The sequence below is a fragment of the Streptomyces cyaneofuscatus genome (assembly GCF_033109485.1).
Classification (GTDB): Bacteria; Actinomycetota; Actinomycetes; order Streptomycetales; family Streptomycetaceae; genus Streptomyces; species Streptomyces cyaneofuscatus.
In genome coordinates, this window is the sequence record NZ_CP137002.1 from 5,097,466 (window position 1) to 5,118,337 (window position 20,872).

General features: G+C 70.7%; 17 protein-coding genes. 8 read left to right on the forward strand and 9 right to left on the reverse strand.

Annotated features, from left to right (window positions below; genetic code table 11):
- The first annotated feature begins 373 nt into the window (after positions 1-373).
- The 3 genes from R2B67_RS22540 (at position 374) to R2B67_RS22550 (ending at position 2,630) form a co-directional block, all read left to right on the forward strand.
- Positions 374-1,228, forward strand: a complete 855-nt coding sequence (locus tag R2B67_RS22540; RefSeq protein WP_317820584.1) for a helix-turn-helix domain-containing protein — start codon at positions 374-376, stop codon at positions 1,226-1,228.
- Complete coding sequence (locus tag R2B67_RS22545) at positions 1,225-1,431, forward strand: DUF397 domain-containing protein (protein WP_161264131.1); 207 nt, start codon at positions 1,225-1,227, stop codon at positions 1,429-1,431. Before R2B67_RS22540 ends, R2B67_RS22545 begins: the two co-directional genes overlap by 4 nt.
- 152 nt (positions 1,432-1,583) lie before the next feature.
- A complete protein-coding gene (locus tag R2B67_RS22550; protein ID WP_317820587.1) occupies positions 1,584-2,630 on the forward strand; it encodes a DUF5954 family protein in 1,047 nt (348 codons plus the stop codon).
- An 88-nt stretch (positions 2,631-2,718) separates the two neighbouring features.
- On the opposite strand, the gene R2B67_RS22555 is transcribed toward R2B67_RS22550, so the two are convergent.
- Positions 2,719-4,023 carry an LCP family protein gene (locus R2B67_RS22555; protein ID WP_317820589.1) on the reverse strand — a complete coding sequence of 435 codons (1,305 nt, stop codon included), beginning with the start codon at positions 4,021-4,023 and terminating at the stop codon, positions 2,719-2,721.
- Between the two features lie 137 nt (positions 4,024-4,160).
- Here R2B67_RS22555 and R2B67_RS22560 point away from each other — a divergent pair, with 137 nt between their 5' ends.
- Positions 4,161-4,718 carry an acyl-CoA thioesterase gene (locus R2B67_RS22560; RefSeq protein ID WP_031124313.1) on the forward strand — a complete coding sequence of 186 codons (558 nt, stop codon included), beginning with the start codon at positions 4,161-4,163 and terminating at the stop codon, positions 4,716-4,718.
- Between the two features lie 34 nt (positions 4,719-4,752).
- On the opposite strand, the gene R2B67_RS22565 is transcribed toward R2B67_RS22560, so the two are convergent.
- Positions 4,753-6,291, reverse strand: a complete 1,539-nt coding sequence (locus R2B67_RS22565) for an LCP family protein (protein ID WP_455679978.1) — start codon at positions 6,289-6,291, stop codon at positions 4,753-4,755.
- Between the two features lie 226 nt (positions 6,292-6,517).
- On the opposite strand from R2B67_RS22565, the gene R2B67_RS22570 reads away from it, so the two are divergent.
- A complete protein-coding gene (locus tag R2B67_RS22570; protein ID WP_317820592.1) occupies positions 6,518-7,567 on the forward strand; it encodes a glycosyltransferase family 2 protein in 1,050 nt (349 codons plus the stop codon).
- A gap of 92 nt (positions 7,568-7,659) precedes the next feature.
- Here the strand turns inward: R2B67_RS22570 and R2B67_RS22575 are convergent, their stop codons facing one another.
- The 4 genes from R2B67_RS22575 to R2B67_RS22590 all read right to left on the reverse strand — a co-directional run bounded on the left by R2B67_RS22575 (position 7,660) and on the right by R2B67_RS22590 (position 13,739).
- Entirely contained in the window at positions 7,660-9,345 is a 1,686-nt protein-coding gene (locus R2B67_RS22575) for an LCP family protein (RefSeq protein ID WP_317820594.1), read from the reverse strand.
- Between the two features lie 37 nt (positions 9,346-9,382).
- Positions 9,383-11,110, reverse strand: coding sequence for an LCP family protein (locus tag R2B67_RS22580; RefSeq protein WP_317820596.1), 1,728 nt, complete (start codon positions 11,108-11,110; stop codon positions 9,383-9,385).
- A 224-nt stretch (positions 11,111-11,334) separates the two neighbouring features.
- Positions 11,335-12,792 carry an LCP family protein gene (locus R2B67_RS22585; RefSeq protein WP_317820598.1) on the reverse strand — a complete coding sequence of 486 codons (1,458 nt, stop codon included), beginning with the start codon at positions 12,790-12,792 and terminating at the stop codon, positions 11,335-11,337.
- 194 nt (positions 12,793-12,986) lie between these two features.
- A complete protein-coding gene (locus tag R2B67_RS22590) occupies positions 12,987-13,739 on the reverse strand; it encodes a TIGR03089 family protein (RefSeq protein WP_317820600.1) in 753 nt (250 codons plus the stop codon).
- A gap of 137 nt (positions 13,740-13,876) precedes the next feature.
- Between R2B67_RS22590 and R2B67_RS22595 the strand changes: the two genes are divergently transcribed.
- The 3 genes from R2B67_RS22595 (at position 13,877) to R2B67_RS22605 (ending at position 17,731) form a co-directional block, all read left to right on the forward strand.
- Positions 13,877-15,427, forward strand: coding sequence for an N-acetylmuramoyl-L-alanine amidase (locus tag R2B67_RS22595; RefSeq protein WP_317820602.1), 1,551 nt, complete (start codon positions 13,877-13,879; stop codon positions 15,425-15,427).
- A gap of 80 nt (positions 15,428-15,507) precedes the next feature.
- Entirely contained in the window at positions 15,508-16,599 is a 1,092-nt protein-coding gene (manB, locus tag R2B67_RS22600; protein WP_317820604.1) for a mannose-1-phosphate guanylyltransferase, read from the forward strand.
- Positions 16,600-16,681: 82 nt separating this feature from the next.
- On the forward strand, positions 16,682-17,731 hold the full coding sequence (locus tag R2B67_RS22605) for a DNA-3-methyladenine glycosylase family protein (RefSeq protein WP_317820605.1): 1,050 nt from the start codon (positions 16,682-16,684) through the stop codon (positions 17,729-17,731).
- Between the two features lie 287 nt (positions 17,732-18,018).
- Here the strand turns inward: R2B67_RS22605 and R2B67_RS22610 are convergent, their stop codons facing one another.
- From R2B67_RS22610 to R2B67_RS22620, 3 genes are read right to left on the reverse strand one after another with little or no spacing between them, the layout of a single operon-like run.
- A complete protein-coding gene (locus R2B67_RS22610) occupies positions 18,019-19,353 on the reverse strand; it encodes a coenzyme F420-0:L-glutamate ligase (protein WP_317820606.1) in 1,335 nt (444 codons plus the stop codon).
- Positions 19,350-20,306: a 2-phospho-L-lactate transferase gene (gene cofD, locus R2B67_RS22615; protein WP_317820607.1), complete on the reverse strand. Its 957-nt coding sequence runs from the start codon at positions 20,304-20,306 to the stop codon at positions 19,350-19,352. Before cofD ends, R2B67_RS22610 begins: the two co-directional genes overlap by 4 nt.
- A gap of 13 nt (positions 20,307-20,319) precedes the next feature.
- Positions 20,320-20,820 carry a cysteine dioxygenase gene (locus tag R2B67_RS22620; RefSeq protein ID WP_018515543.1) on the reverse strand — a complete coding sequence of 167 codons (501 nt, stop codon included), beginning with the start codon at positions 20,818-20,820 and terminating at the stop codon, positions 20,320-20,322.
- Positions 20,821-20,872 lie beyond the last annotated feature (52 nt).

Genomic DNA, 20,872 nt, shown 5'->3' on the forward strand with positions numbered 1-20,872 from the left:
GCTGCTTCCTTGGTGGTCAGGTCCTCGTTCGGGATTGCCGTCCCGGCGGGGGCCGTCTCATGTCTGGGGTGCTCGGTCAGCGTGAGCATATGCCTGCCAACCCGTGCGAAATCCAGCTCAGTTGGCGAATCTCACCCGTGTGGGTGACCAGCCCCTCCCGCAGATGACCACCGGGATCGGGTGGGGTGGGGTTGGGTTATTTCTCTTGGTTCTTTACGTAGTTGATGTCGTGGTGGGCCAGGTCGCGGTCGGCCACGATCCGGTGGCCCCTCACCGGATCGTGACGCGCAACGACCCGGCCTGAGCTGCGATTTCGGGTGGATTTCCGGGTATCCGCCCCACACTGGGTCCTGCCGTCCTTACGCTGCGCACCATGGCTGACGAAGACGTATCCGAGCCCGATCTCGACCTGGACATCGATCCGGCGGACGATTCGAGCGCGGTGATGGCCGCCGTGGGGCGGCAGATCAAACTCTGGCGGGAGGCGGCCGGGCTGCGCGCCGCCGAGCTGGGTACGGCGATCGGCTACAGCGAGGATCTCGTCTACAAGGTCGAGGGTGGGCGACGTATCCCCAAGCCGGAGTTCCTGGACGGGACGGACAGGGCGGTGGGCGCGGGCGGGAAGATCTCCGCGATGAAGCAGGACGTGGCGGAGGCCCGGTACCCGAAGAAGGTGAAGGATCTCGCCAAGCTCGAACGGGAAGCGGTAGAGCTCGGCGCGTACGAGAACCACAACGTGCATGGGCTGCTCCAAACCGCCGAATATGCCCGTGCGCTCTACGAGATGCGGCGGCCGGCGTTCGGGCCCGACGAGGTCGAGCGGTACGTCGGGGCACGGATGGCACGTCAGGAGATCTTCCGGCGGCAGCCGTTGCCGATGCTCACCTTCGTCCAGGAGGAAGTGACGATCCGGCGGCCGCTCGGCGGCCGTGCGGTGCTGCGGCGTCAGCTCGAACACCTCCTGGAAATCAGCCAGTTACGGAACGTCGAGATCCAGGTGATGCCGACCGACCGGGAGGACCATGCCGGGATGGGCGGCCAGCTTCAGCTCCTCAAGTTCAAGGACGGAACTGCGGTGGGACAATGGGAGAGCCAGTTGTTCAGCCGCCTGACCTTCGACCCCAAGGAGATCCGGATCCTGGAGCAGCGGCTCGGTCTCGTCCGGGCCCAGGGCCTCACTCCACGGGAATCGCGGACCTTCATCGAGAAAGTGCTGGGAGAGACATGACGCGCAAGACCTCGGGTGGAGACGGCTCCGCCCTGGAGTGGTTCAAGAGCAGCTACAGCAGCAACGACGGGCCCGCGTGCGTCGAGATCGCCGCCGCCTCCAGCACCGTGCATGTCCGTGACTCCAAGGACCTCGCCGGGCCCCAGCTCGGCTTCGCCCCCGCCGCCTGGGCGGACTTCGTCCCGTACGCCTCCGGTAGCTGAGGGACCCGCACCACCCACCACCCCGCACGCTTCGAGCGCGCCCGGCCCCTCCACTGGTGGCCGGGCGCGCTCGCGTGCGTCAACTCCGCGCTCCGGAGGGCCTTTGTGGCGGAAACCCTGACACCGGCAGCCCTCTTCGGCACACTGAGTGCATGAACGATCACCCGGGGAAGTCGCCGGACCATCTCACGATCAACGTCACGCACCGGGACGACCCGGTCTTCGAGGTCACCCAGGCGGACGCGTTCGCCTCGGTGCGCAAGTATCCGAACATCGTGGTCCGGGGGCCGTTGTTCGGGCTCGCCGCGCAGGGGCGTGGGGAGCGGCCGCGCTGGCGGCTGCTGGGTGAACTCGACACCGGGTTCCCGCAGATGGCCCGGGACGAGCTGAACTCGCACCTGTGGTTCAAGGCGAAGGACCACACCGAGGACCGGGACGTGCGGCGGTCGCTGCTGAAGGCCGTGGCCCGGCTGGAGAAGGATCCGGTCAACGAGGTGACGGCGGACGGGGTCCGCTACCGGGTCGTGCGGGCCGACGAGTTCGCCCGGATCGGTGACTCGCGCCTGGAGCCGCCCCGGGCCACCGACCCCGACGAGGACAGCTGGGACCTGGACGCGGCCGACCCCTCCCGCACCAAGGGCTTCGTGGTCGACCATGCGGCCGCCGTCGGGCTGGCCGAGGGGATCGACCGGGCCGGGCTGCTCCAGCTCTCCTATACCGCCGACCGCTTCCCCGACGACGTACGGGCCGACTCCCAGCGGGCGTTGACCACCCACCCGGGCGTCGTGCTCCTCCCGACGACGTTCCGGGTGGTGGAGCGGAAGGAGCTGTCCTGGTCGATGGTGACCGGGCAGTACGCGACCCCGCAGGGCGCCCGGCGCGCCCTCGTCCACCACCTCACCCGGCCCGTGCCGCAGCTCCCGGATATGCCGGACATGCCGGAGCTGCCCGCGTGGATGAAGGTGGACGAGAAGGAGCAGGCGATCCACGACCGGGCCGCGAAGAAGTTCATGGCGCGCCGGAGGCCCAACGAACTCATGGTGCGGGGACGCCGGTACGAGGTGGTGCGGGTGGAGCGCGTGATGCGCATCGGGCCCGACGGGCCGGAGAAGCCGCGCCCGTCCGACACGGACGACTACGGCCCCTCCCAGATCCATCCCCTCATGGACGAGGAAGGGAACATCACCTACAGCTCGTAGGCCCATAGGCCCAAAGGCCCGTAGGTGATGTTCCCCGGCTCCCCTCGCAATAGCCTTGCCAACAACCTTGCGGAGGGCCTCCGTTGCCTCAGTTGCCCTTGACCGTGACCTTCTCGTCGTTCTTCAGCTGCTGCACGAGCTGCTTCACCTTCGCCTTGTCCCAGACCAGGTTGCCGCCGGAGCTGCCGGAGATCGGCATGTTCATCGACGTACCGTCGCCGCCCGTGACGCCCTTCATCGCGAAGAACATGTTGGCCAGCGACCAGAGCGACATGTCCTTGTCCACGATCAGGGTGTCCAGGCCCGCGCCCATCGTCGGGTAGAGCTTGAACGGGTTGAGGATGGTGGACGGGGTCGCCGTCTGGCTGGCCAGCGCCGCGAGGAACTTCTGCTGGTTCTTCGTACGGTCCAGGTCGCTGCCCGCGAACGCGTACCGGGTGCGGACGAAGGCCAGGGACTGCTCGCCGTTCAGGGTCTGCTTGCCGGCCTGGAAGTCGGCGCCGGACTTCTTGTCCTTGAAGGCCTTTGGGATCTCCATCTCGACCCCGCCGATCGCGTCCACGATCTGCGCGAAGCCGCCGAAGCCGATCTCGACGTAGTGGTCGATGCGCAGCCCGGTGTTGAACTCGACCGTACGCACGAGGAGTTCGGGGCCGTCCTCGGCGTACGCGGCGTTCAGCTTCACCTGGCGGCCGGTGCCCGGGAACATCTTGCCGGACTCGGACCCCTTGAAGGAGGGGATCTCCACCTGGGAGTCGCGCGGCAGGGAGATCAGCGTCGGGCCGTTGGAGCCGTCGTGCAGGATCATCATCGAGTCGGTGCGCTTGCCCTCGGCTGAACCGGTGCGCAGCCGCTTCTTGTCCTCGGCCGACATGCCCTCACGGCTGTCGGAGCCGACGATCAGGTAGTTCGTCCCGTCGCCCGCTTCCGGCCGCTCGATGACCTTGGCGAGGTCGACCTCGCGCTTCAGCTTGCCGTCGGCCCAGAAGTACGTCGAGACGGAGACCACGAGAAGCACGACGACCAGGGTCAGCGCGCCGAGCTTGATCCGGCGGCGCCAGTCGACCGGCGGGCGGCCCTGGACGTAACCCGCGTCACCACCGCCACCGCCACGGCCGCCCCCGCGACCGCCGCCCGCGCCACCGCCGTAGACCTGGCCGGTGTTGTAGCCGCTGTCGTAACCGGGCTCGGGGCTGTTGCCGTAACCGGGCTGTCCGCCCTGGTAGCGGTCGTCGTACCCCTGGCTCTGCGGGGGCACCGTCGGCCTCTGCGGCGGGGCCGGGCGGCGCTGGATGTGGGGCATCGCGCGGGCGCTCTCGGGCTGGGGGCTGGCACTGCCCCGCCCGTAGCGCTCGCTGCGGTCGCCGGTCCGTCGATCGGGCCAATCGTTCATCCGAACAGTGTGCCGCGCCGACCCACAGCTATTACAGGGTGTAAGGGAAATCGCACCAGGGCTGTTGCGAAGCTGATGCATTCCGCCGGATCCGGGCGTGCGCACAAGGTGGACGGCCCGCGCATAAGGTGGACTGTATGACAGATCAGGCCACCCGCTCGGAGCGCTCGGAAGAAGAGATTCCGGGCAAGCCCACCGCCGCGTCCCGCACCACCCTCAGCCACATCATGACCGGCAGCGACACCAACCTCCTGGGTACGGTGCACGGTGGCGTGATCATGAAACTGGTCGACGACGCGGCGGGCGCCGTGGCCGGACGGCACTCCGGCGGGCCCGCGGTGACCGCGTCGATGGACGAGATGGTGTTCCTGGAGCCGGTCAGGGTGGGTGACCTCGTTCACGTACGCGCCCAGGTGAACTGGACCGGCCGTTCCTCCATGGAGGTCGGCGTCCGTGTGATGGCCGAGCGCTGGAACGAATCCACCCCCGCCCAGCAGGTCGGCAGCGCCTACCTCGTCTTCGCCGCCGTCGACGGGGACGGCAAGCCGCGCCGCGTACCGCCGGTGATTCCCGAGACCGAGCGCGACAAGCGGCGCTACCAGGAGGCGCAGATCCGGCGCACCCACCGCCTCGCGCGCCGCCGGGCGATCAAGGAGCTGCGGGAGAAGCGCGTGGCCGACGGCATCGACGACTGAGGTCCCCGTACTGCCGTGTACTGCCGTATCGGCCCTACGGGCAGACCACCTCGTCGCCCGTCACCGTCGCGAAATCGCCCGTCTGCTTGTTCTCCGCCCGCACCGGCCGCACCTTCGTGAAGTCCGAGCCGGCCGTCACCTCCATCGTGGCGCCCTGCCCCTTCACCGCCTTCAGCTCGCTCCCGGGCAACGCGGCGGCCAGCGACTTCGCCGACCGGTCCCAGCGCGGGTCGTACGTCACGAGCGTCCGCGCCAGGTCGCGCAGCTTGCCGTTGAGCGGGGCGTCGGTGGTGTTGAAGCCGGTCGCGCGCAGGCCGGCGTCCACGTCCTTGCCGAGGCCGTCCTTCGGGGTGCCGTTGTAGACCTGCACCCGGATCTCCTCCGGCGCCACGTCCACCAACGTCGCCTGGGCCTTCTTCGCGGCGCCCGCCGCCGGCTTCGGCTTCGCCGGGGCCAGCGGCTTGTCCTCGCGCAGCGCCTGGAACAGCTTCTTCGACTTCGCCGCGTCCCACTGGACCGTGGAGCCGATGCCCTTGACCGGGAAGCTCGGATTCCCGATCGGTACGGAGGTGAACTCGGACGACGCAGGGCTGAAGTCCTTCATCGCCTTGCCGAGCTCCAGCATCTGCTCCGTACCGAACCCCTCGTCCGCCCGGACCGAGCCCAGCACCGACGCGGAGACCTGCTGGAACCGCACCGGGTTCAGCAGCACCCCGTTGCTCGTCGCCTCCTTGATCAGCGCCGCCATGAACTTCTGCTGGCGCTGCATCCGGCCCAGGTCGGAGCCCACGTCGACATGGCGGGAGCGGACGTACTGGAGCGCCCGGCCGCCGTCGAGCCGGTGCGTGCCCGCGGGCAGGTCGAGACCGGTGTACGAGTCCTTCATCGGCCGGGCCGTGCAGATCTGCACCCCGCCCACCGCGTCGACCGTCTTCATGAAGCTGGTGAAGTCGACCTCCAGATAGTGGTCGACCTTGACGCCGGTCATGTGCTCGACCGTCCGCACGGTCAGCGTCGGCCCGCCCTCCGCGTAGGCGGCGTTCAGCTTCACCGGGTGGCTGTTGTGCTTCTTGCCGGTGGTGCGGTCGGTGTGGGCGGGGATCTCCGCGTAACTGTCCCGGGGGAGGCTCACGACGCTCGCCCGCTGCTTGTCGGCCGAGAGGTGGACCAGCATGATCGTGTCGGTGCAGTGGCAGGGCGCGCCGCCCAGCTTGTACTTCTGCTTCTCCGCCTTGGTGATGGTGTCCCGGCCGTCGGTGCCCACGAGCAGCAGATTGGTCCCGTGCCCGGACTGGGGACGGTTCTTCATGTCCTTGAACGGGTCGACCCGGCCGATCCCGCCCTCCAGACTGCTCACCACGGCGTGACCGATGCCACCCGCGCCCAGCACCAGCACCGAGAGCCCGGTGGCGACCCGCATGCCCCAGCGCGGCCGCTCGTCCTGCTTCCGGGAGCGGACCGGCCGGCCGTCCTGCTTCCGGGAGCGGACCGGCCGTCCGCCCTGCGGAGGGCGGCGGCGGGGGGGAGTGGTGCGGGGGCGGGGCGGGCGCTGCGGGGGGCGGGGGGCGGTCACGGGCGGAGACACCTCCGGGTGGTCACGGCGGGGAGACACCTCCGTGGTGCGAGGGGACCATCGCACGGTAGGCCCATACGATCTCCGACCCGGCCCGCCACCGGGCGGCGCGCGCACCGGTGTCCCCCATTCGCGGTAACGTGGCGGCCGAATAACGCCCCCTCCCGGGGTGCCCGCCTCCTGGGCGCGGAACCCCTGGCGCCCCCGAGGACCCCCTGAGGACCACATGTCTGCCGCGCAGTACCCCGCCGTCTCCGTGATCATGCCGGTGCTCAACGAGGAACGCCATCTCAGGAACTCGGTCCGGCACATCCTGGAGCAGGAGTACGCCGGTGAGATGGAGGTCGTCATCGCGCTCGGCCCCTCCGCCGACCGCACGGACGAGATCGCCGCCCAACTGGTCGCCGAGGACCCCCGGGTCCACACGGTCCCCAACCCCACCGGCCGCACCCCCGCCGCCCTCAACGCGGCGATCAAGGCCTCCCGCCACCCCGTCGTCGTCCGCGTCGACGGCCACGGCATGCTCTCGCCGAACTACATCGCGACCGCCGTCCGCCTCCTGGAGGAGACCGGCGCGCAGAACGTCGGCGGCATCATGCACGCCGAGGGCGAGAACGCCTGGGAGGACGCCGTCGCCGCCGCGATGACCTCGAAGATCGGCGTCGGCAACGCGGCCTTCCACACCGGCGGCCAGGCGGGCCCGGCCGAGACGGTGTACCTGGGCGTCTTCCGGCGCGAGGCGCTGGAGCGGGCCGAGGGCTACAACGTGGAGTTCATCCGCGCCCAGGACTGGGAGCTGAACTTCCGGATCCGCGAGGCGGGCGGGCTGATCTGGTTCTCGCCCGAGCTGAAGGTCCAGTACCGCCCGCGCCCCTCGGTGAAGGCGCTCGCCAAGCAGTACAAGGACTACGGCCGCTGGCGCCACGTCGTCGCCCGGTACCACTCCGGCTCGATCAACCTGCGCTACCTCGCCCCGCCGACCGCCGTCGTCGCCATCGCGGCGGGCCTGGTGCTCGGCGCGACCGTCACCCCGTGGGCGCTCCTCGTCCCCGGCGGGTATCTGGCCGCGATCGTCGCCGGGTCGCTGCCCGCCGGCAAGGGGCTCTCGCTGAAGGCCCGCGCGCAGATCCCGGTGGCGCTGGCGACCATGCACATGTGCTGGGGCTTCGGCTTCCTCACCAGCCCGCGCTCCCTGGCGAAGCGGGTCATCGCGAGCCGCCGCCCGTCGCTCGCGGACAGCACCAGCACCAGCAGTAGCAGCAGCGAGACGGTCTGATCCGCCCGGTTCCGTACGCGAAGGAGGGCCCCGCCGGTCACCGACCGGCGGGGCCCTTCCCGTATGCGCGTTCCGCTACAGCGTCACCATGGTCACCACGTGTACTTCGGGTCGACCTTCATGCAGCCTTCCTCCTCGCCGTTCTGCGCGCCCGCCGACTCCGGGGTCTTCTCCGTGCCCTTGGAGACGGGGTAGGCCCCGTCCTCGCGCCAGTCGGCGCCCACGGCGAGCGAGATGCCCGAGACGTCGGTCGACCGCTTCACCTGCGAGACCGGGACGCCGAGCGCCTTGGCGACCGCCTGGGCGTCGCCCTCCAGGTCCGCGCTCGGATACAGGATGGAGGTCCGCGCCGATCCCGCCACGTTGTCCGGGTCGATGGTGGCCTTCGCGAAGCCCGACTCCTTGAGCAGCTTCTCCACGTCACCCGCCCGCCCGGAGACCGGTCCCAGGGCGTCGGTGGCGGTCCCGTTCCGTACGGCCACGGCGATCTCGCCGACCGGCGCCGACGGGTCCTTCGGCTCCACCTTCTTCCGCTTGGACGCCTTGCCGTCCAGCGGCATGTCCTCGCGGACCATCCGGAACAGCTGCTCCGCGTCGCCCGCCTTCGGGTACACGCGGCCCGCGTTGACGCCGGTGCCGTACACGTTCGGCATGGTCGACATCGTGATGCGCTTGGTCGGGACCTTCTTCAGCTCCTCGGCCAGGTCGTAGAGCTTCTTGACCGTGTCCAGCCCCTTGTCGACCGTCAGCGCGGTGGTCGCGGCCTCGGCCAGGTTCATCAGCTTCGCCGGGTCGGTGAGCTTGGTGCCCTTGCGCAGCTGGCGCACCATCGAGTTCATGTACTGGTGCTGGGCCTTGGCCCGGGCCAGGTCGCTGCCGTCCTCGAAGCCGTACCGGGTGCGCAGCCACTGGAGGGCCTGCTCGCCCTGGACGGAGTGGGTGCCCTTCTCCAGCTTCAGCCCGGAACCACCGCGGCCGTTGGCGCCGCGTGAGTGGATGTTGGCGTCCACACAGACCGGGACGCCGCCGATCGCGTCGGCCATCGAGACCACACCGGCGAAGTCGATCATCATGAAGTGGTCGATCCGGATGCCGGTCAGCTCGTACCAGGCGGCCACCGTGCACCCCGGACCACCGCGGCGCAGGCTCTGGTTGGTCTGCACGTCCACCGTGCTGGCCGGGAAGACCTCCCCGTCCGGGGCGGTGCACTTGGGCATCTTCAGCATGGTGTCGCGCGGCATGCTGACCACGGAGAGGTTGGAGCGGTCCGCGGAGAGGTGGAGCAGCATCTGCACATCGGCGAGCGGAGGGGAGCCGAAGGTCTCCTTCGCGCCGCCCAGCTTCTGGTTCTCCGCGGAGTCCCGGGCGTCGGAGCCGATGAGCAGGATGTTGAGCGGGGTCTGCCCGGCGGCGTTGGCCTTGTGGTCGGCCATCTGCCGGTCGCCGAGGGTCAGGTCCCCTTTCTTGATGTTGCCGTTGAGGTGCTCGTAGTAGAGATAGCCGGCCCCACCGGCGCCGAGTATCAGCAGGGCGAGTACGGAGGAGCCCCAGCGCAGGGCGCGCCGTTTGCCGCTCTTGGGGGCGCGGCGGCTGCTGCGGGCGCTGCGGCCCCGCCCTCGTGACGCGGACCGCCGGTCCGGGGGAGCCTCGCCGCTCGCCCGGCCTCCGCCGTCCCCGCCCTCGTTCGGGTCCCCAGCCTCACCGGCCCGGTCTGTGTGGCGGACACGCGACCGTGTCCTCTCCCCAGACGTACTGCTCCGTCCCACCGGACCCCCCATGCTGTTCAGATTTCCACTGTGGCGCGGACGCCGGTCGTCACTTGGAGCAGACCGCCTTGTCGGCGCTGGCCCGCTCGACGTCGTCCGAGATCTTCGCGGGACCGGTGATCGGAATGCCCGCGCCCTTGAAGTCCGCCCCCAGCGTCAGCACCATCGCCTCCAGCCCCTCGGCGTCGGCGGTGCCCTGCTTCATGGCCGCGGCGGGCAGGCCCATCATCTCGGCGAGCGCGCGGGCCTGGTCGGCCTGGTTGGGCGCGTACTCCAGCGTCGTCTTCTTGATCTTCTCGGGGGCGTTGGCCTTGTTCGTGGACTTCAGCACGCCCTGCTGGTTCTGGAGCCAGGTGACGGTCGCACCGGCCGCACCCGCGATCTCGCCGCCGTTGAGGACATCCACGCGTACGTCGGCGGGAGCGGCCTTCGGGCCCTTGAGGAGGGCCGCCTGCTTGCTCTTGGCGGCCTTCTCCTTCTGCTTCACCTCGGTCAGCGAGGTGTCGGAGCGCATCATCGCGAAGAGCTGCTCCGCCTGCGTCGGATGCGGGACGACGGTCGCCTTGACGGTCTCGGCCGGGTTGTCGATCACCGGCAGGGTCACGAAGGTGATGTTCTTGGTGTCGACCTTGCCGATCTCCTGCGCCAGGGTCATCAGCTTCTTGGCGCTGCCGATGCCCTGGTCGACGGTGAGGGCGTTGGTCGCCGCGTCGGCCAGCTTGAAGAGCTTGGTCGGGTTGGTGAGCGTGTCGCTCGACTTCATCTCGCGGATCATCGAGCCCAGGAACTGCTGCTGCACCTTGATCCGGTCGAGGTCGCTCTCGTTGCCGAAGCTGTGCCGGGTACGCAGCAGGGCCAGCGCGTCCTCGCCCGCCACGGTGGACTCGCCCTGCGGGAGCTCCAGGTGGGACTTCGGGTCGTTGATCGGCTTGGCCATACAGACCTTGACGCCGCCGACCGCCGTGGTCAGCTCCTTGACCGCGTTGAAGTCGACCATCATGAAGTGGTCGGGCTTTATGCCGGTGATGGCCTCGACCGTCTGCATGGTGCAGCCCGGATTACGGCCCTCCTGGCCGAGGCTCACGTTGAAGCGGACGCGCGGGGTGCCGGGGATCGTCTTCGTCGACCCGTCCGGCTGGACCGTCTCGCAGTCGGGGATGTCGGTCATCAGGTCGCGGGGGATGCTCAGTGCCGTCGCGTTGGTGCGGTCCTCGGAGACGTGGAAGAGGATGTTGGTGTCGGCGTGGCCCTCGCTGCCCTTGTCGCCGTACCCCTCGTTGCCCTTGCCGGTGCGCTTGTCGGTTCCGATGATCAGGATGTTCATCGGACCGTCGCTGAGGACGTCGTTGTTGCCGGCATCGCCGATGTCGATGGTGCTGATGTTGCCGTTGAACCGCTCGTACAGGACGTACGCGCCGACCCCGGCGGCGACCACGACGAACGCCGTCACCCCGCCCGTCCACATCAGCGCCTTCTTGCGGCGCGCCTTCGGAGCCTTGCGCTTACGGCGTCCCGCGCCACCGGCCGCCGAGGCCTCCGGGCCGCGCCCGTCCTTCTGGGCGGACCGGCGGCTGCGCTGCGCGGGCACCTCGCGGCGCGGGCCGTCGGGGGATTCGGCGCGACGGCCGGAATCCTCGGCAGTGGTGGTACGCGCGGCGGCCGGCGACTCCCCTGCGGATTGGTCCAGTCGCAGTTCGTAATTGCCGGTGTGCGGGTTGAGTACCCACTGGTCTGCGGGGTCGATATCGTCCGCCCGCCCACGGCTTTGCGCATCCACGGTTGCCTGAGTCCTCCGTCGGTGCCACGCGAGGCGCCTTCCCCCGGCAAGGCGCTCGTTCCTTCGCTCCGGCAGTGCACGACCTGATGGCCGGAAGCACCGGATCGCGTCACACTATCCGCCCCGTTCGTAAAGGAGCGACGTGCGTGACCCACACCACGCTCCTTACAACCGGGCATTCTTCCCATTGCGCGTCGATTGTCTTCTATGTCTTGGCAATTGCTTTACTGCTCACACAGGTCGTCCGCAGCGCTCGAACCCGAATAGGTGGGTGTGGGCGTCGGACTTTCGGAGTCGGAGCCGGCGTCGTCAGGCTTCTCGTCCTGAGCCTTTCCCTTCTCCTTCTCCTCCCCCTTCTCCTTGAGTTCGTCCGCCGGAACCACCGCTACGGGCTTGTCCTCGCGCAGTTGCTTGAAGAGTTCGCTCGCGTCCGGTTCGACCAGTTCGTCCCGATTCGGATTCTGGCGGTACGGCTGCCGGGGCACGGTCAGGAACTGCACCTGGTCGGTCGGTACGTCGCGCATGCTCCGCACCAGGTCGTACAGGTCCCGCAGCGAGTCCAGACCCGGGTCGGTCGTCAGCGACTTGGTCGCCGCGTCCAGGACCGGGTAGAGCCGCGTCGGGTTGAGGAGGACGCCGTTGCTCTGCATCTTGTTGACCAGGGCGCCGAGGAACTTCTGCTGGCGCTCCATCCGTTCGGTGTCGCTGCCGTCGCCGAGGGTCTTGCGCGCCCGTACGTAGCCGAGCGCCTCCTCGCCGTTCAGCGTCTGCCGCCCGGCCGGGAGCTCCAGGCGCGCGTCCTTGTCGTCGATCGGCTCCTTGAGGCAGATCTCGACCCCGTCCACGGCGTCGACCATGTCCTTGAACCCGTTGAAGTCGACGACCATGTGGTGGTCGATACGGATGCCGGTCAGCCGCTCCACCGTACGGATCGTGCAGGCGGTGCCGCCGAGCTCGAACGCCGAGTTGAACTGGGTGAACTGCTCCCGGGTCTCCTTGTCGTCCCCGGTGCGGCACTTGGAGACCTCCACCATCAGGTCGCGGGGGAGGGACACCGCGGTCGCGCTCTTCCGGTCCGCCGCGAGGTGCAGCAGGATCGTGGTGTCGGAGCGCTGGCTGCCGCCGTCGTCACGGCCGTACTCACGGTTGTCGCCGGACCGGCTGTCCGACCCGATCAGCAGGATGTTCTGGGCATCCATGACGACCGGGGTGGGCCGCTCCTTCTCGTAGACCTTCAGCTCGGCGGCGGCGCTGGTGTCGGTGGTGATGTTGCCGTCGAGCTTCTTGTACAGCCACCAGCCCGCCCCCGCGGAGATCATCACGAGGAACGAGGCGCCGAGGGCGGCCCAGCGCAGCCAGGGCCGCTTCCGGCGGGACGCGCTGCCGTCCTTGGGGTGGTCGGCCCAGGTCTGTGCGCCGACGGCGCTTTTCCCGTCGCTGCCGTGCTGGCCGCCGTCCCCGCCGCCGCCCTCGCTGTCCTCGCCGGTGCCGGCCTCGCCCTCGTCACCGGAGTCCTGAGGCGCGTCGTTCTCGGGTACGGCCCCGGGCTCGGGCTCTTCCTTCGGGTCCGTGGCCCCCGGCTCCTCCTGCGACCTGCCCTGCGACCTGCCCTGCGGCGTGTCCCCGGCCGGGAGGTCCGGGTCGGCCGGCGTGCCAGCACTGTCGGTCACGTCTGCGTCCATCCTTCACGTTCGGCGGCGCGATGGGCCGCCGGTCGCAGGAGTAGACGGCTGAACCTCACGCTTGGTTGTGCACTGACCGGAGAGTGGTCTGTACCGCCGATCATCTACCCCCGTCGTCGATCGTTATCGGGGGCTCGGCCCGCTGTGGGCCGGACGAGTGCACCTCAGGGCGCTTGTCATACCGCCGCGTTGGGTCATTCCGCCGTGTTGGTGACCCGCTCGCTCTCGACCCGCTTCGCCAGCCCCTCCGCATCGAGCTGCCCGAGGTGCCGGCAGAGGACCACGGACCCCCCGGAGGCCAGTGGCGCGAAGAGACCGGTGCTCAGCCCCTCCCAGGTGTCGTACGTGTGCCCGGTCAGCAGCCGCGATCCCCTTACGAGCCCGAGGGCCTCGGCGTCCTCGCGGGCCTTCGCGACGAGTTGCGCACCGGTCAGCTCGACCCCGCCCACGGCCAGCGCCGGAGCCTCGGGGTCCACCGGGGCGAAGGGGACGAAGCGGTCGCCCTGGCTCGGCACCTCCACCGCGTAGTCGGCGAAGCCCGCGGGCGGCTGCGGGAACCGGCCGCCCAGCGGACGCAGCGCCAGCGCGACCCGCTCACCGCGGCAGGCCCGGGCCCGCTCCAGCGTGTCCGGCCCGCTCACCACGAGGTCGGCGGCGGCCGGGTCGCCCTGGACATCGGCGACGACCCCGGCCGAGGAGCAGGCGAGCAGCCAGACCGCGGACTGCCAGTGCGCGGGGAGGAGCAGGGCGAGCCGGTCGCCTGGCTCGGCGGCGAGGTCGCTCTGGATCAGGTTGGCGGTCTTGGCCACCCAATTGGCGAAGGTGGCCACCGACAGTTCGACGCGTTCTCCGGTGGCGTCGTCGTAGAAGGTGACCAGGGGGCGGGCCGGGTCCGCGGCGAGGGCGGATCGCAGCAGGTCGGCGGCGGTACGGTCGCTGGAGTTCATCCGCGCAAGAGTACGCGGGGAGGCGGTGCGGGGCGGGCTGAACGGGTGTCACGTACACCGGTTCGGCAGACAGGCCATCAGATGCGGCTCTCCGTCCGGGTAGCCGGACTTGTCTGGTTGTGGCCAGGATCGTGCGTATGCGTGCACTACTTGTCACCTCAGTCGGCGTCACGTGTGCAGCGGCCCTCACTCTGCCGCTCGCCACCCCCGCGGCCTCCGCCCCCGCTCCCCACTCCGCCTCGGCCCTGCCTCCCTCGACGTCCCCGGCGTCACCGGGTGCGGGGCCGCCTTCGGTTCAGGCCGAAGCGACGACAGCCGAAGCGACGACAAGGGAGGCCCTCGCCCCCTCCGACGTACGATCCGCCGCCGAACCGTCCGGCTCGACGCAGTCGCTGCCCCTCGCCCCCCTGGACGCCCCCTCGAACCGGGTCGCGGGAGCACCGGCGGCCCAAGGCCTGCCCCAGCGCGACGCCCGCCCCTTCTCCCTGGTCGGCGTGGTCTGGGACGACGCCGAGGCCGAACTGCACGGCACGGTCCAGGTCCGGACCCGGGCCACCGGCACCACACGCTGGTCCGACTGGCAGGACGTCGAGACCCACAACGCCGAGCACGCCGCCGACCTCGGCAGCGCCGAGCGCGAAGGGCGTACGGTGCGGGGCGCGACGGCTCCGCTCTGGGTCGGCGACTCGGACGGCGTGGAGGTACGCGTACGTCCGGAGGCCCGGGACTCCCAGGACCGCGCGGCCACCGCCGTACCGCTCCCCGAGGGCATGCGTCTGGAACTCGTCGACCCCGGCGAAGGCCCAGGCGAGGACCTCGGCGAGAGCCCCGGTGAGAACCCCGGTGAGGCCTCCGCGCCGGAGCCCGCCCGCGGCGCCCCCGTCGGCCGTGCGGCGGCCGTCCCCGCCCGCTTCGCGGACACCCCGGCGACCGCCGCCGCCCTGCCGGAGGTCCTGACGGCCGAGGTCGCCGCGGCCTCGGCGGTCAACGCGGAACTGGCCGAGATCGGCGCCACCGTCATCCCCGCCCTCACCCAGGCGGAGACGCTGGAATCGATGGAGCTGGCACCGGGCGCGAAGCCGTACATCGGTCCGCGGCCGGGCATCGTCACCCGCAAGGGCTGGGGCGCCGACGAGAAGCTGCGCGAGAAGAACTTCGGGTACACGAAGACGGTCAAGGCGGCCTTCGTGCACCACAGCGCGACCGGCAACAACTACACCTGCAAGCAGGCCCCCTCGGTGCTGCGCAGCATCTACCGCTACCACGTCAAGAGCAGCGGCTGGCGCGACTTCGGCTACAACTTCGCCGTCGACAAGTGCGGAAACATCTACGAGGGCCGGGCCGGCGGCGTCACGAAGGCGGTCCTCGGAGCGCACACCCTGGGCTTCAACACCAACACCATGGGCATCGCGGTGCTCGGCTCCTACGGGTCCACCAACCCGCCCGCCGCCGCGGTGACGGCGATCTCCAAGCTCACGGCCTGGAAACTCGGACTGTTCGGCCGCAACCCCAAGGGCAAGATCACCCTCGTCTCCGGCGGGAGCAACAAGTACAAGGCGGGCGTGAAGGTCAAGATGAACGTCATCTCGGGCCATCGGGACGGATTCGCAACCGAATGCCCCGGAGCGCGTCTTTACAAGAAGCTCGGCAAGGCCAGGACCAGCTCCGCCAAACTGCAGGGCCGCTGACCGGTGCATGTCGGACCGGTCTGCTTAGACTGGCCAGCCATATCCAGGCCAGGCCACCAGCAGGAAGCAGAGACGGTGCTGTGACAGAGGCAAAAGAAGCGATCCTCCTGGTCGGTGGCAAAGGCACCCGGCTGCGCCCGCTCACGGTGCACACCCCGAAGCCGATGGTCCCGGCGGCGGGGGTGCCCTTCCTGACCCACCAGCTGGCGCGGGCCAGGGCGGCCGGGGTGGAGCACATCGTGCTCGCCACGTCCTACCTGGCCGAGGTCTTCGAGCCGTACTTCGGCGACGGTTCCTCGCTCGGGCTGCACATCGAGTACGTCACCGAGGAGGAACCGCTCGGTACCGGCGGCGCGATACGCAACGTCGCGGCCAAGCTCTCCTCCGGCCCCGAGGAACCGGTCCTGATCCTCAACGGCGACATCCTCACCGGCCTCGACATCCGGGCCCTGGTCGCCACGCACAACGATTCCGGGGCGGACGTCTCGCTCCATCTGACCCGGGTGGAGGACCCGCGCGCCTTCGGTCTCGTACCGACGGACGCGACGGGCCGGGTCACGGCCTTCCTGGAGAAGCCGCAGACGCCCGAGGAGATCGTCACCGACCAGATCAACGCCGGGGCATACGTCTTCCGGCGTTCGGTCATCGACACCATCCCCGAGGGCCGCCCGGTCTCCGTCGAGCGCGAGACCTTCCCCGGCCTGCTCGACTCCGGCGCCCACCTCCAGGGCATGGTCGACTCCACCTACTGGCTGGACCTCGGCACCCCGCAGGCCTTCGTACGCGGCTCCGCCGACCTGGTCCTGGGCCGCGCCCCCTCCCCGGCCGTCCCGGGCCGCTGCGGCGACCGCCTGGTCCTGGAGACGGCCACGGTGGCCGCCGACGCCAAGCTCACCGGCGGCACGGTGATCGGCGACGGCGCGGTGATCGGCGCGGGCGCGCGGATCGACGGCTCGGCGGTCCTGGCCGGAGCGGTGGTCGAGGCGGGCGCGGTCGTCACGGACTCGCTCATCGGGGCGGGCGCGCGGATCGGCAGCCGTACGGTGCTGAGCGGCGCGGTCATCGGGGACGGTGCCCGGGTGGGCGCGGACAACGAACTGCGTGACGGGGTGCGGATCTGGTGCGGGGCGGTCCTCCCGGACGCCGCGATCCGCTTCTCGTCGGACCAGTAGGCCGGCTCGGCCCCGTACCCTCAAGAGACTACTTTCAGCCAAGAGACCACTTTCAGCACCAGGAACCCCCGAGGCCCCACCCGTGGCAGGACGATTCGCCCCGCGCACCGCACGCCCGCCGCTGCCGCACCAGGCAGCACCGACGGCGCGGGGCACGGGCCTTTCTGCGGCGACGCGGGGCACGGGCACGGGCCTCCCCCCGGCGGGGCGCTGCGACGACACGCCCCTGACCCGGGAATGGACCCCGCCGGGCCCGCTGGACCTGCGCCTGGTGCTGAGCCCGCTGCGCAGGGGCCCGGCCGACCCGACGTTCCGGATGGCGGCGGACGGCACGTTCTGGCGGGCCACCCGCACGCCGGTGGGCCCGGGCACCTTGCGGGTGGCGGCGCGCGGCGACCGGATCGGGGCGGAGGCCTGGGGCCCGGGAGCGGAGTGGCTGCTCGCCGGCCTCCCCGCGCTCCTGGGCGCCGATGACGACCCGGACGCCTTCACCCCGCACCACCGCCTGCTCGCAGCGACCCGGCACCGCCGCCCCGGCCTGCGGCTGCTGCGCACGGGCCTGGTGATGGAGTCGCTGATCCCGTCGATCCTGGAACAGAAGGTCACCACGGACGAGGCGTACCGCGCCTGGCGCCTCCTGGTCCGCCGCTACGGAACCCCGGCCCCCGGCCCGACGGCCACGCTCGGCCTCCACGTCATGCCGGACGCCCGCACCTGGGCGATGATCCCGTCCTGGGAGTGGCACAAGGCAGGGGTCGACGCGAAGCGCTCCTCCACGATCATGCGAGCGGTACGGGTGGCCCGCAGGCTGGAGGAGGCGTCGACGATGTCCCTCCCCGAGGCCACGGCCCGCCTGGAACTGATCCCCGGTATCGGCCCCTGGACCTCGGCCGAAACCCTCCAGCGCTCCAACGGCGCCCCGGACGCGGTGACGGTGGGCGACTACCACCTCCCGGGCATCGTGGGCCACGCCCTGGCGGACAACCGCCACGCGACCGACGAGGAGATGCTGGCGCTCCTGACCCCGTACGAGGGCCAACGCCACCGGGCAACGCGCCTGATCCTGCTGTCGGGCCGCATCCCGGAGCGCAGGGGCCCGAGGATGACCCCGGGAAACATCGCAGCGCTGTAGCCGAATCCAGCCTTGCTTCCCCTCCCCCTCCCCCTTCCCTTCCCCTGCCCTTCCCCTTCCCCTTCCCTTCGCCTCCCCCTTCCCCCTTCGTCCTTCCCCCTTGCTTCCCCTAGCCCCTCCGCCCCTTCCAGCCCCTCCGGCGCTTGAGGAGCGGGGTCCGGGGCGGAGCCCCGAACTCCCAGCCCGTCCGGCGCTTGAGGACGAAGGGGGGCCCGGGGCAGAGCCCCGGTTTCGGGAAGGGGCGGGGAGGGGAGAGGCCCGCCGCAGGCGCACCCCCCCGGCCCCCCTCACCGCACGGTGAGAAAGTCCTCCGCCTCACGAACAGCCCGCTCCCGAGCCACCCCCACCGCATGCCCCACAGCCACCGCCCCCAACGGATCCCACGACGCGGGCAGCGACAGCACCTCCCGAACCACCGGCCGACAGAACATCGTCGAGGACACCCACGCCGACCCCAACCGCTCACCGGCCAGCGCCACCAGGAAGTTCTGCACCCCCGCCCCCGCCGCGACCACGAACATCTCGCGCTCCGCCGTGTCCCGCCGCTCGTCCCCGTACGTATGGGAGCCGTCCATCACCAGGCACGGCACCACCAGATACGGCGCGTTGCGCAGCACATCCCCGCGCCGCACCCGCTTCGCGATCGACTCCTCGCTCTTGCCGTCGCGCCGCAGATCCGCGATCCAGGCGTCCCGCATCACGTCGAGCAACCGCGTCCGTGACTCGGCGGACTCCAGCAGCACGAACCGCCACGGCGTCGTGTGATGCGGCGCGGGCGCGGTCACCGCCGCCGCCACCGCCCGCCGGACGGCCCCCGGATCCACCGGCTCGTCGCTGAACTCGCGCACCGTACGCCGCAGGGTCACCGCTTCCCGTACGGCCTCGGACGTCCCCAGCCGGAACATGTCATCGGCGGCACCCCGTACGAGCGCACGAGCACCGGGCTCGTCGTCCACGCCGGGCGCGACCACATGCGGCAACCCCCGCACCACCGCCACCGGCAGCCCCGCCGCCTTGCCCTTGACCAGGTCCCCGGCGGCGGCCAGCTCGTCCGCCGTCGCGACGACCGTGGCGCTGAGCGGATTGCCGTGCGCGTCCGTCCCGCCGCGCAGATCGTCCAGCACCCGCACCCCCGCCGCCCCGATCGCGACATCGGTCAGTCCGTTGCGCCAGGGCCGCCCGAAGGTGTCCGTCACGACGACGCCGATCTCGACGCCGAGGGTGTCCCGCAGCCCGTCCCGGATGGCCCGGGCGGAGGCGTCGGGATCCTCGGGCAGCAGGAGCACGGTCCCGGCCGGAGTGTTGGAGGCGTCGACCCCGGCGGCGGCCATCACCAGACCCTGCCGGTTCTCCACGATCCGCAGGGCACCGCGCCGCGCCACGACCCGTACGGTCTCGGCGTCGATGGCGGCCTCACGGTCCACGGCCTGCACGATCCGGCCCTCGGCCTTGGAGACGATCTTCGAGGTGACGAGCAGGACGTCACCGTCGACGAGCCCCGGCTCGGCCCCGGCGATCAGCTTGGCGAGATCGTCACCGGCACGCACCTCGGGAATCCCGCCGAGGGCCCACACACGAAAAGAGGGCGCTGAGCCCCCACCACCGTCGGTCGAAGCGCTCACACCCCCACCTCCCCGGCCAGCTCCAGCGCCCGCCGGGCCATCTCCGCCGTCGCGTCCACGTCCGTCATCATCAGCGGCACCGCCCGGCACCGGATGCCCGCCGCCTCGACCTCGCCGACCGCACCCGTGTCCACCGTGTCGACCAGCCACCCGTCCAGCAGCCCCGAACCGTAGTGCTGGGCCACGGCGGCCGCCGTCGACTCGACGCCCACGGCCGCGAGCACCTTGTCCGCCATCCCGCGCACCGGCGCGTCCCCGACGATGGGGGAGAGGCCGACGACCGGCACCCCGGCCTCGGCGATCGCCTCCCGGATCCCGGGCACGGCGAGGATGGTCCCGATCGACACCACCGGGTTCGACGGCGGGAAGAGGATGACATCGGCGGCGGCGATCGCCTCCAGCACGCCCGGCGCCGGCTTCGCCTGCTCCGCCCCGACCGGCACGATGGCCTGCGCCTCGACGGAGGCGCGCAGCTTCACCCAGTACTCCTGGAAGTGGATGGCCTTGCTCTCGCCGTCCGTCTCGACGGCGACATGCGTCTCGACCCGGTCGTCCGACATGGGCAGCAGCCGCACCCCCGGCTGCCAGCGGGCGCACAGCGCCTCGGTGACCGCGCTGAGCGGATAGCCCGCGCCGAGCATCTGCGTACGGACGATGTGGGTCGCGAAGTCGCGGTCACCGAGACCGAACCATCCGGGCCCCACCCCGTACGCCGCGAGCTCCTCCTTGACCTGGAAGGTCTCGTCGGTCCGCCCCCAGCCCTGCTCCTCGTTGATGCCACCGCCGAGGGTGTACATCACGGTGTCGAGGTCGGGGCAGACCTTCAGCCCGAACAGATGGATGTCATCACCCGTGTTGCCGATGACCGTGATGTCCGCGTCGGGCGCGGCCTGCTTGAGGCCACGCAGAAAACGAGCACCACCGATACCACCGGCCAGAACAACAATGCGCATGCACAGCAGTTTGTCAGGCGGGTACGACATCCACGGCCGTCGGGGCGCATTGCGCGGCATGCATCGGCATCTCGGTCAGACCCGGGTAGTAGATGTGCAGGCTGACGGCCGGTTCGAGCGAGTCGTTGACCACTTCGTGGACGTATCCGGGGGCGAAGGCGCGCTGCGCTCCGGCGCCGAGCGCCTGATGGCCACGCTCGGTGTGCTCGGTCAACTCGCCTTCGAGGACCGTGAGTACACCGGCGGAGCGGCCGTGGTCGTGGCGCCCGCTGCCCTGTCCGGGCACCCAGCTGAGCAGCCAGACCTCGTAGCCGGGGCCGGTCTGGAGGCGGTGGTACCAGCGGGTGGTGGTGTCGTACCGGACGAGTCCGGCCCAGCGCGTGCGGTCGGCCGCGATGGAGCGGGCGAGGCCGACGAACTCGGAGACGGTGGAGGGGTGCTCGCGGGCGGGCTGGAGGAGGTGCTGGACCTCGAGGATGTCGCCGGCGATCTGAAGGTCGCTGTCGCTGTTCATGGGGTGCGGTGGTTCCTCGGCATGGGGGGTGCGCGTGCGGGGAGTCGCGTGG

Excerpts from the sequence above, each read along its gene's own strand:
- R2B67_RS22545 (WP_161264131.1), top strand. The coding sequence starts at position 1,225 with ATGACGCGCAAGACCTCGGGTGGAGACGGCTCCGCCCTGGAGTGGTTC.
- R2B67_RS22595 (WP_317820602.1), top strand. The coding sequence starts at position 13,877 with ATGCGTGCACTACTTGTCACCTCAGTCGGCGTCACGTGTGCAGCGGCC.
- R2B67_RS22555 (WP_317820589.1), bottom strand. The coding sequence starts at position 4,023 with ATGAACGATTGGCCCGATCGACGGACCGGCGACCGCAGCGAGCGCTAC.
- R2B67_RS22560 (WP_031124313.1), top strand. The coding sequence starts at position 4,161 with ATGACAGATCAGGCCACCCGCTCGGAGCGCTCGGAAGAAGAGATTCCG.
- R2B67_RS22570 (WP_317820592.1), top strand. The coding sequence starts at position 6,518 with ATGTCTGCCGCGCAGTACCCCGCCGTCTCCGTGATCATGCCGGTGCTC.
- R2B67_RS22575 (WP_317820594.1), bottom strand. The coding sequence starts at position 9,345 with ATGGGGGGTCCGGTGGGACGGAGCAGTACGTCTGGGGAGAGGACACGG.
- R2B67_RS22550 (WP_317820587.1), top strand. The coding sequence starts at position 1,584 with ATGAACGATCACCCGGGGAAGTCGCCGGACCATCTCACGATCAACGTC.
- R2B67_RS22540 (WP_317820584.1), top strand. The coding sequence starts at position 374 with ATGGCTGACGAAGACGTATCCGAGCCCGATCTCGACCTGGACATCGAT.
- R2B67_RS22620 (WP_018515543.1), bottom strand. The coding sequence starts at position 20,820 with ATGAACAGCGACAGCGACCTTCAGATCGCCGGCGACATCCTCGAGGTC.
- cofD (WP_317820607.1), bottom strand. The coding sequence starts at position 20,306 with ATGCGCATTGTTGTTCTGGCCGGTGGTATCGGTGGTGCTCGTTTTCTG.
- R2B67_RS22590 (WP_317820600.1), bottom strand. The coding sequence starts at position 13,739 with ATGAACTCCAGCGACCGTACCGCCGCCGACCTGCTGCGATCCGCCCTC.
- R2B67_RS22585 (WP_317820598.1), bottom strand. The coding sequence starts at position 12,792 with ATGGACGCAGACGTGACCGACAGTGCTGGCACGCCGGCCGACCCGGAC.